The following is a 9,837-nucleotide window of genomic DNA, read 5'->3' on the forward strand; positions in this document are numbered from 1 at the left end:
CTTGCCCCACCACTCGGCACCTCGCCTAGGCTCGGTGTGCCCGTAATCCGCCAGTGATTTGGGGGGCCGCCGCCACGCGCCATCCATGGCGCGGGGCGGCTAAACCGGCATCCCTGCCGGTTTACCCCCCAAATCCCTGTCGAATTCCGGCCAGCGTGGTTTAACGGGGCGCCTAAGATCAAAAGCAGATCAAGAGCAAGATCAAGAGCGACTCGCTTCGCATCGTGGTTACCGGTGGCTGCTACAGGCTACAAAGTTGTGTAGATACCTATGGCTATCGCAGGCAAGCCAGCTCCCACAGTTTTGAACGTGTTTCAGCCTTTCAGAATCGCCGCATAGCCTTCCCGGTAGGTCGGGTATGTCGGCACCCAGCCCAACGCCTTGATACGCGCATTACTGCATTGTTTGCTGCCAGCACGGCGCACACTGGCGTCCTCGGCCCACTCAGTCACACCCAGGTACTCGCGCAACCAGGCCACCACCTCGGCCAGCGGTGCCGGCGCATCGTCAACGCCGATATAGACCTTGTCCAGCGAGCCGCCCTTTTCCACATGCCGCAGCAAAAAGGCGAGCAGGCCCGCGGCGTCATCGGCGTGGATACGGTTGCCATACAACGGCGGATCAACCGCTACGCGGTAGCCTTGACGCACCTGGGTCAGCAGCCATTCACGGCCAGGGCCGTAGATGCCGGTCAAGCGCACGATGGTGGATGGAATACCGCTGTTGAGCGCCACTTGCTCAGCTTCCAGCATCACCTGCCCGGAATAGCCCTTCGCTTGCGTCTCGGACGTTTCGTCAACCCACTCGCCGTTCTGCTGCCCATACACACTGCTGCTGGAAACAAACAGCAAATGCTTGGGCGTCTGGCCGTAGTCTTCCAGCCACTCCAACACATGCAGCAACCCTTGCACGTAGGCGGCGCGATAGCCGGCTTCGTCGTGGTCAGTGGCAGCGGCGCAGTACACCAGATAATCCACCCCGCCGATGGGCCAGGTATCAGGGCAGTCCTTTTTGAACAGGTCGCCGGCGATGCCGATCACCCCGTCGGGCAGGCGTGAAATATCGCGGCGCAGGCCGTGGACCTCCCATTCCGAGGCCAGCAATTGGCTAGCCAGCCGACTACCCACATCACCGCAACCGGCAATCACAACAGAAGGCGCAGACATTACAAAACTCCATTCTTAAAGGCGCAGATTAGCCGCCAGAGATGACCAACGGCCAGAAAAAGCACAAATAAAGTTACTGTATTACTTCTGTTAACAAGAATTACTTGCAATAATGACCGCCCATTTGTCCTCGACCCTTTGGGTCTGGAAGGACGATCACCCATTTTTTTTCTCAGGTCCGGCCAGCATGACACGTCATACAACCCCCGCTTCGCCAACCAAGCTTCACAGTCCCTCCCGCGCCTGGCGTGCGATTGCTGCGATGCTGTTCAGCGTACTGCTGGCACCGACCGCCGCATTCGCTGACGCCACCGCTCCCGCCGCTCCAGCAGCCGCCGAGCAAAATGCCGCGACCCCGGCAGCGCCTGCCGTCGCGCCAGTGGCCACCGACCCGGCCCAGGCCGCCGGCGCTGCCGCACCTGCCGACGAAACCGGCGTGGTGCTGGAAGAAGACAACACCCTGGGCATGGCCCACGACTTGTCGCCATGGGGCATGTACCAGAATGCTGACGTGGTGGTGAAAGCCGTCATGATCGGCTTGGCCATTGCCTCGATCATTACCTGGACCATCTGGATTGCCAAAGGCTTCGAGCTGTTGGGCGCCAAGCGTCGTCTGCGTGCTGAAATCGTCCACCTGAAAAAAGCCACCACCCTCAAGGAAGCGAGCGAAACCGCGACCAAGAAGGGCACCCTGGCCAACCTGCTGGTGCACGACGCGCTGGAAGAAATGCGCCTGTCGGCCAACACCCGCGAAAAAGAAGGCATCAAGGAACGCGTCAGCTTCCGCCTGGAGCGCCTGGTTGCCGCCTGTGGCCGTAACATGAGCAGCGGCACCGGCGTACTCGCCACCATCGGTTCCACCGCGCCCTTCGTCGGCTTGTTCGGTACCGTGTGGGGCATCATGAACAGCTTCATCGGCATCGCCAAAACCCAGACCACCAACCTCGCCGTCGTTGCCCCCGGCATCGCCGAAGCCCTGCTGGCGACCGCCCTAGGCCTGGTTGCCGCGATTCCTGCGGTGGTCATCTACAACGTCTTCGCCCGTTCGATTGCCGGCTACAAGGCCCAGGTGTCGGATGCATCGGCAGAAGTCCTGTTGCTGGTCAGCCGTGACCTCGATCACCTGCCTACCGAGCGCAGCTCGCAACCGCACATGGTGAAAGTGGGGTAATCGGCCATGGGCCTGCATTTGAATCAAGGCGACGACGAACTCGTCGAGAACCACGAAATCAACGTCACGCCGTTTATCGACGTGATGCTGGTGCTGCTGATCATCTTCATGGTGGCCGCACCGCTGGCGACCGTGGACATCAAAGTGGACCTGCCTGCGTCCAGCGCCAAGCCGGCGCCGCGGCCAGAGAAACCGATCTTCCTCAGCGTCAAGGCGGACCAACGCCTGTTCCTGGGCGAAGAAGAAGTCAAGGCTGAGACCCTGGGGCCGGTGCTGGATGCCAAGACCCAAGGCAAGAAAGACACGACGATCTTCTTCCAGGCCGACAAAGGCGTGGACTACGGTGACCTGATGAGCGTGATGGATGCCCTGCGGGCAGCCGGCTACCTCAAGGTAGGCCTGGTCGGACTTGAGACGGCAGCCAAGAAATGATCACGACGCGCCACAAACTGACGCGTTATGGCACCAGCCTCGCCGTCGTGCTGGGCGTGCATGCCGTCGCGATCATCATCGCGCTCCAATGGTCCGCGCCGCAGGCGATCCAGCTGCCACCCGCCGCCATGGTCATCGACCTGGCGCCGCTGCCAGCGCCACCGCCGCCTCCAGCACCGCCCAAGGTCGTTGCGCCGCCGCCACCACCGGTCGAAGAGCTGCCCCTGCCAAAGCTGGCCGAGGCGCCCAAGCCAACGATCCAGGTGCCCAAGCCGGTCAAGCCCAAGCCTAAGCCACAACCGCCAAAGCCGGTGGAGAAGAAGCCCGAGCCGCCCAAGGAGAAACCTTCCGAGGAGCCACCGAGCGAAACGCCGCCGAGCAACGCACCTGCGCAGAAGTCCGCACAACCTACGCCGGGCCCATCGGCACAGCAGCTGGCCGCCCAGGCTTCCTGGCAAAGCACGTTGCTGGCGCATCTGCAGAAGTACAAGAAGTACCCGCCTGGCGCCCAACGCAGTGGCAAGGAAGGTATGAACCGCTTGCGCTTCGTGGTCGATGGCGAAGGCAATGTGCTGTCCTACGAGCTGGAAGGCCGCTCCGGCAACGCCGACCTGGACCGTGCGACCCTTGAGATGATCCGCAAGGCTCAGCCGTTGCCCAAGCCGCCGGCCGACCTGTTGAAAAACGGCAGCGTCGAACTGGTCGCACCGTTTGTTTACAACATCGACAAGCGTCGCCGCTGACAGAGCACTGTGGGGGGGACTTGCTCCCTCCCGCATTCGCTTTATTACCTCAGCAAAATTCCGACATTCCCCACTCAATCCACAGCAAAGTTCTGATAACGTGCGTCTATCGATTGCAGCCGGTATGCTTGGCCCGCAACCTCATGGACGCCCGCTATGACTCTTACAGAATTACGCTACATCGTGACCCTCGCCCAAGAACAGCACTTCGGCCATGCAGCCGAGCGTTGCCACGTCAGCCAGCCGACGCTGTCGGTGGGTGTGAAAAAGCTTGAAGACGAACTCGGTGTGCTGATTTTCGAGCGCAGCAAGAGCGCCGTGCGCCTCACCCCTGTGGGCGAAGGCATCGTTGCCCAGGCCCAGAAGGTCCTGGAACAAGCGCAAAGCATTCGCGAACTGGCCCAGGCCGGCAAGAACCAGCTGACCGCACCGCTCAAGGTTGGCGCGATCTACACAGTCGGCCCCTACCTGTTCCCGCACCTGATTCCGCAACTGCACCGCGTCGCGCCGCAGATGCCCCTGTATATCGAAGAAAACTTCACCCACGTGCTGCGCGATAAACTGCGCAACGGCGAGCTGGACGCGATCATCATCGCCCTGCCCTTCAACGAGGCGGACGTGCTGACCCTGCCGCTCTACGACGAGCCGTTCTACGTGCTGATGCCGGCCTCCCACCCGTGGACCAAGAAGGACACCATCGACGCCGGCCTGCTCAATGACAAGAGCCTGCTGCTGCTCGGTGAAGGCCACTGCTTCCGCGACCAGGTGCTGGAAGCCTGCCCGACCCTGACCAAGGGCAACGACGGCGCCAAGCACACCACGGTGGAATCCAGCTCCCTGGAAACCATTCGCCATATGGTCGCGTCCGGCCTGGGCATCTCGATCCTGCCGCTGTCTGCGGTAGACAGCCATCACTACGCCCAGGGCGTGATCGAAGTGCGCCCACTCACGCCGCCGGTGCCGTTCCGTACCGTGGCGATTGCCTGGCGCGCCAGCTTCCCGCGCCCCAAAGCGATTGAGATCCTCGCGGACTCGATCCGTCTGTGTTCGGTGGCCAAGCCGCCCGTTGCGAGCTAAGCCACGGTATGACTGAGCTGTCGCAGGTGTCAGTGACGGCACTCAAGGGTGTCGGGGAGGCCATGGCCGAGAAGCTGGCCAAGGTCGGCCTGGAGAACCTTCAGGACGTGCTGTTCCACCTGCCCCTGCGCTACCAGGACCGCACCCGCGTGGTGCCTATCGGCCATTTGCGCCCTGGGCAGGACGCGGTGATCGAAGGCACCGTCAGCGGCGCCGACGTGGTGATGGGCAAGCGCCGCAGCCTGGTGGTGCGTCTGCAGGATGGTACCGGTGGCTTGAGCCTGCGCTTCTACCACTTCAGCAACGCACAGAAGGAAGGCCTCAAGCGTGGCACCCGCGTGCGCTGTTACGGCGAGGCACGCCCAGGCGCCTCTGGCCTGGAAATCTACCACCCGGAATACCGCGCCATTACCGGCGATGAGCCGCCACCGGTGGACACCACGCTCACGCCGATCTACCCGCTGACCGAGGGCCTGACCCAGCAACGTCTGCGCCAGTTGTGCATGCAGACCCTGACCATGCTCGGCCCGCAAAGCCTGCCCGATTGGCTGCCCCTGGAGCTGGCCCGCGACTATCAATTGGCGCCCCTGGCCGATGCGATTCGGTATTTGCATCACCCGCCCGCCGATGCCGATGTGGACGAACTCGCCCTCGGCCATCATTGGGCCCAGCATCGACTGGCCTTTGAAGAACTGCTCACGCATCAGCTGTCCCAGCAACGCCTGCGCGAAAGCATGCGTTCCCTGCGCGCCCCGGCGATGCCCAAGGCCACGCGGCTGCCTGCGCAATACCTGGCCAACCTCGGCTTTGCACCCACCGGCGCGCAACAGCGCGTGGGCAATGAAATCGCCTACGACCTCAGCCAGCAAGAACCGATGCTGCGGTTGATCCAGGGTGACGTAGGCGCCGGCAAGACCGTGGTGGCCGCCCTCGCCGCCCTGCAAGCCCTGGAAGCTGGCTATCAGGTGGCGCTGATGGCACCCACGGAAATCCTCGCCGAACAACACTTCATCACCTTCAAGCGCTGGCTCGAACCCCTGGGTCTGGAAGTGGCGTGGCTGGCTGGCAAGCTCAAAGGCAAGAACCGCGTGGCCGCCCTGGAACAGATCGCCGCCGGCGCACCGATGGTGGTGGGCACCCATGCGCTGTTCCAGGACGAAGTGCAGTTCAAGAACCTTGCGCTGGTGATCATCGACGAACAGCACCGCTTTGGCGTGCAACAGCGCCTGGCCCTGCGCCAGAAAGGCGTGGGCGGGCGCATGAACCCGCACCAGTTGATCATGACCGCCACGCCGATCCCACGCACCCTGGCCATGAGTGCCTACGCCGACCTCGACACCTCGATCCTCGACGAACTGCCGCCAGGGCGAACGCCGGTCAACACCGTGCTGGTCACCGACACGCGGCGGGTCGAAGTGATCGAGCGCGTGCGCGGTGCCTGCGCCGAAGGCCGCCAGGCGTACTGGGTGTGCACACTGATCGAAGAGTCCGAAGAACTGACCTGCCAGGCCGCCGAAACTACCTATGAAGACCTCACCAGCGCCTTGGGTGAGCTCAAGGTCGGGTTGATCCATGGCCGTATGAAGCCGGCGGAAAAAGCCGCGGTGATGGCCGAGTTCAAGGCCGGCAACCTGCAATTACTGGTGGCCACCACCGTGATTGAAGTGGGCGTGGACGTCCCCAACGCCAGCCTGATGATCATCGAAAACCCCGAGCGCCTGGGCCTGGCGCAACTGCACCAGCTGCGCGGGCGGGTTGGCCGGGGCAGCGCCGCCAGCCACTGCGTGCTGCTCTATCACCCGCCGCTGTCGCAGATCGGTCGCCAGCGCCTGGGCATCATGCGCGAAACCAACGACGGTTTTGTCATCGCCGAAAAAGACCTGGAACTGCGCGGCCCAGGTGAAATGCTCGGCACGCGCCAGACCGGCCTGCTGCAATTCAAGGTTGCCGACCTGATGCGCGATGCCGACCTGCTGCCCGCCGTGCGCGATGCTGCGCAAGCCTTGCTTGAGCGTTGGCCCGATCACGTCAGCCCGTTGCTCAACCGCTGGCTGCGCCACGGCCAGCAATACGGCCAAGTCTGACCCGCTCCTACAGCGGGATCGGCGCACAGCCAACCTCGTCACAAAGAACACTTATCCGACCAACACCCGTATCAAGCTGGTTATACTCCAATGAATGTAAGAAATTGGATCAGGCCATGTCAGAAGTTGCCCTCGCCACAGCCCCACTGACCGCCCCGCCGGTCATTCGGGCGCTGCTCGCAAAGCTCGCCATCCCCTACACGGAAGTCATGGAACAGCCTGGCCTGAACCCTGCCCGAAAGGTCCAGGCGGTGTTGCTTGAGGATGCGGTTGGCGCGCTCATGGTGCTGTTCCCCCAAAGCCAGTTGCTGGACCTCAACCGCCTCGCCGAACTCACCGGTCGCCGCCTCACGGCCGTGGCCCCCGAGCGTGTCGAGCGCATGTTGGGCAAGCATGACCTGAGCCTGCTGCCAGGCTTGCCGCCCCTGACCAGTTCGCCGTGCCTGTACGAAGGCCGCTTGCTCAATGAGCCCAGCCTGCTGGTGCATTCGGGCGAAGCCGGGCTGTTGCTGGAAATCCCCACCGACGCCTTCAAGAGCCTGCTCACCAAGGCCAGCGCCGCGCAGTTTGGCGAACCCTTGAGCAACATCCGCCCGAACCTCGACCGCCCTAATGATGACCGCGAGGAAATCACCCAGGCGATGCAAGCGTTCACTGCGCGCCGTATCCAGCAACGCCTGGAAGCGACCATCGAGATTCCGCCGTTGGCCGACACCGCGCAGAAGATCATCAAGCTGCGTGTCGACCCCAACGCCACCATCGACGACATCACTGGCGTGGTGGAAACCGACCCAGCCCTTGCCGCCCAGGTCGTCAGTTGGGCCGCGTCGCCCTACTACGCCTCGCCGGGCAAGATCCGCTCAGTGGAAGACGCCATCGTGCGCGTGTTGGGCTTTGATCTTGTGATCAACCTAGCGCTGGGCCTGGCCTTGGGCAAAACCCTGAGCCTGCCCAAGGACCGCCCGCACCTGTCCACGCCGTACTGGCACCAGTCGATCTACACCGCCGCCGTCATCGAGGGCCTGACCCGCGCCATGCCCCGCGCCCAGCGCCCTGAAGCTGGCCTGACCTACCTGGCAGGTTTGCTGCACAACTTCGGTTACCTGCTGCTGGCCCACGTGTTTCCGCCGCACTTCTCGCTGATCTGCCGGCACCTGGAGGTCAACCCGCACCTGTGCCACAGCTACGTCGAGCAACACTTGCTGGGCATCAGCCGCGAACAGATCGGCGCCTGGCTGATGCGCTACTGGGACATGCCGGACGAACTGTGCACCGCCCTGCGCTTCCAGCACGACCCCACGTATGACGGGCAATACGCCGAATACCCAAACCTGGTGTGCCTGGCGGTGCGCCTGTTGCGCAGCCGGGGGATTGGCTCCGGGCCGGATGAATCCATTCCGGACGCGTTGCTGGAGCGCCTGGGCCTGAGCCGCGAGAAGGCGGAAGATGTGGTGGGTAAAGTGCTGGATGCCGAAGTGCTGTTGCGCGAATTGGCTTCGCAGTTCAGCCAGGGGTAAATCTGGCGCCTGTGACACCGCTATCGCAGGCAAGCCAGCTCCCACAATTGACCGTATTTCCAAGTTGGAACGCGGTCACTGTGGGAGCTGGCTTGCCTGCGATGAATCCAACTCGGTCTACCTGCCCCCCCCCTCAATGTAGGAGCGAGCTTGCTCGCTCCTACAGGTGTTACTTCTTTTTCTTCGGCTTCAAATACTTGGTCAGCCCCTGGAACCAGATCACCAGTGCCGGGTTGCCCTTGATCTGGATCGACTTGTCCTGAATCCCCGTCATGAACGCCAATTGCTTGTTCTTCGCCTGCATCGTGGCGAAGCCGTAGGCGGCATCCTTGAAGGCAATCGCGAAAGCCGGCGCCGGGTGGACACCTGAGCGGCTAGTGATGCGCTGGTCTTTGACGATGAAGTGACGGGCAACCTTGCCGTCGAGGGTCTGCAGCTGGAAGGCCAGGTCTTTGTCACCCAGTTGCTGCTGGAAGGCGGGGTTGGTGCGGCTGGCTTTGCCCATCATCAGGCCAAGCACCCACAAGAGAAGACGAAATTTCATGCACACGGCCTCGGTGTATTTATTGGAGTGGCCGCAGCAGTGTAACGATTTGCAAAAAGAACGCCACCGATCTCGCGCTTTAGGCGCAGATCGGTTGGCGTTTAACGCTTATAGCAACAAGTACTTAAACGTTAGGGCAAGGCACTGGCGCCCAGTCGGCCAGGTTTGGATTGCGGCAGGTTGCTTCGATCTGGGTTTTGCCCGCAGTGGCGACCTGCTTGCTTTCAGCTTGCTTGGCCTGCACGGTCTGGATACTGCGCTCGGTGGTTACCGCTTCTTTTGGCACTGTTGGCAGCACTGGCTTCTTGGCAGGCTTGACGGCTTTTTTACCCTTGGCCGGAGCGACCACTGGCGTGGTATCGGCGGTGGCCACGGTCACCACATCGCTGCGCTGTACGCCGACCTGTTGCAGATCTTTCTCGTACGCTTGGGTGTAGTTGTTCAGGTCTTCGCTGGCTTTGCCGTTGACCGTCACGATCAGGTCATTGGATTCCTTCAGGCCCGCGACGATTTCCGCCAGGCGCTTGCGGCCTTCGGTGTCGTTGACGGTCTTGGCCTTGCGATCAGCCACCAGCTTGGTGAATGCGCTCTGGTAGCACTGCTGCGAGGCCTTGGCATAGGCGGTGCTGCGGTCGATGTCCGAGGCGCTTTTGTTGAAGTCGGTGGAGTAGGACGCGATGCGCTGGTTGTCATCGGTGATCTGCTTCTGGCGCTCGGTGTAGTAACCCGCCGCGCCGCCAGCCAGGGCGCCGCCTGCGGCACCGATTGCGGCATTGCGGCCACGGCTGTCCTTGTCGCCGGTCAGGGCGCCCAGCAGGGCACCGCCGGCCGCGCCAAGGGCTGCACCGGTGACGACCGACTTGGTCATGTCCGAATCGGTGGCGCGCAGGTGCTGCACCGGCTCGTAGCAGTTGGGGTAGTACTCGACCTTGGTGCTCGACGCTACCTTGGATGCAGGCGACGTAGCGCAACCAGTCAACACGGTGCTGAAACCGGCTGCGATCAGCAGCAGGTGACGCTTGGAAACCGCCTTACGGGAAAAAAGCATAGATGTGATCTCTGTTAAGTTTGACTTGCCCAGCACGGCCCACCGCCGCCTGAGT

At 62.5% G+C, this 9,837-nt stretch carries 9 protein-coding genes; 6 read left to right on the forward strand and 3 right to left on the reverse strand.

Features of this window, described 5'->3' with window-relative positions; translation table 11 throughout:
* Window positions 1–314: 314 nt before the first annotated feature.
* Window positions 315–1,166 carry an SDR family oxidoreductase gene (locus N2A98_RS26350; RefSeq protein ID WP_047712078.1) on the reverse strand — a complete coding sequence of 284 codons (852 nt, stop codon included), beginning with the start codon at window positions 1,164–1,166 and terminating at the stop codon, window positions 315–317.
* A 187-nt stretch (window positions 1,167–1,353) separates the two neighbouring features.
* Here N2A98_RS26350 and exbB point away from each other — a divergent pair, with 187 nt between their 5' ends.
* The 6 genes from exbB (at window position 1,354) to N2A98_RS26380 (ending at window position 8,190) form a co-directional block, all read left to right on the forward strand.
* Window positions 1,354–2,337: a tonB-system energizer ExbB gene (exbB, locus tag N2A98_RS26355; protein WP_032894531.1), complete on the forward strand. Its 984-nt coding sequence runs from the start codon at window positions 1,354–1,356 to the stop codon at window positions 2,335–2,337.
* A gap of 6 nt (window positions 2,338–2,343) precedes the next feature.
* Window positions 2,344–2,769 carry a TonB system transport protein ExbD gene (exbD, locus tag N2A98_RS26360; protein WP_003195519.1) on the forward strand — a complete coding sequence of 142 codons (426 nt, stop codon included), beginning with the start codon at window positions 2,344–2,346 and terminating at the stop codon, window positions 2,767–2,769.
* The gene (locus tag N2A98_RS26365) at window positions 2,766–3,512 is read left to right on the forward strand and encodes an energy transducer TonB (RefSeq protein ID WP_003195521.1); all 747 of its coding nucleotides are present in this window, start codon (window positions 2,766–2,768) and stop codon (window positions 3,510–3,512) included. Before exbD ends, N2A98_RS26365 begins: the two co-directional genes overlap by 4 nt.
* Window positions 3,513–3,668: 156 nt before the next feature.
* On the forward strand, window positions 3,669–4,589 hold the full coding sequence (locus N2A98_RS26370; RefSeq protein ID WP_003195523.1) for a hydrogen peroxide-inducible genes activator: 921 nt from the start codon (window positions 3,669–3,671) through the stop codon (window positions 4,587–4,589).
* A gap of 8 nt (window positions 4,590–4,597) precedes the next feature.
* Window positions 4,598–6,673: an ATP-dependent DNA helicase RecG gene (recG, locus tag N2A98_RS26375; RefSeq protein WP_003195525.1), complete on the forward strand. Its 2,076-nt coding sequence runs from the start codon at window positions 4,598–4,600 to the stop codon at window positions 6,671–6,673.
* A 116-nt stretch (window positions 6,674–6,789) separates the two neighbouring features.
* Complete coding sequence (locus tag N2A98_RS26380; protein WP_044269895.1) at window positions 6,790–8,190, forward strand: aminoacyl-tRNA deacylase and HDOD domain-containing protein; 1,401 nt, start codon at window positions 6,790–6,792, stop codon at window positions 8,188–8,190.
* A gap of 169 nt (window positions 8,191–8,359) precedes the next feature.
* On the opposite strand, the gene N2A98_RS26385 is transcribed toward N2A98_RS26380, so the two are convergent.
* The gene (locus tag N2A98_RS26385; protein ID WP_003195530.1) at window positions 8,360–8,734 is read right to left on the reverse strand and encodes a hypothetical protein; all 375 of its coding nucleotides are present in this window, start codon (window positions 8,732–8,734) and stop codon (window positions 8,360–8,362) included.
* A gap of 124 nt (window positions 8,735–8,858) precedes the next feature.
* On the reverse strand, window positions 8,859–9,782 hold the full coding sequence (tagQ, locus tag N2A98_RS26390) for a type VI secretion system-associated lipoprotein TagQ (protein WP_044269897.1): 924 nt from the start codon (window positions 9,780–9,782) through the stop codon (window positions 8,859–8,861).
* Window positions 9,783–9,837 lie beyond the last annotated feature (55 nt).

This window comes from Pseudomonas sp. FJ2-5-13 (genome assembly GCF_029201605.1).
In the GTDB taxonomy this organism is placed as follows: domain Bacteria; phylum Pseudomonadota; class Gammaproteobacteria; order Pseudomonadales; family Pseudomonadaceae; genus Aquipseudomonas; species Aquipseudomonas lactis.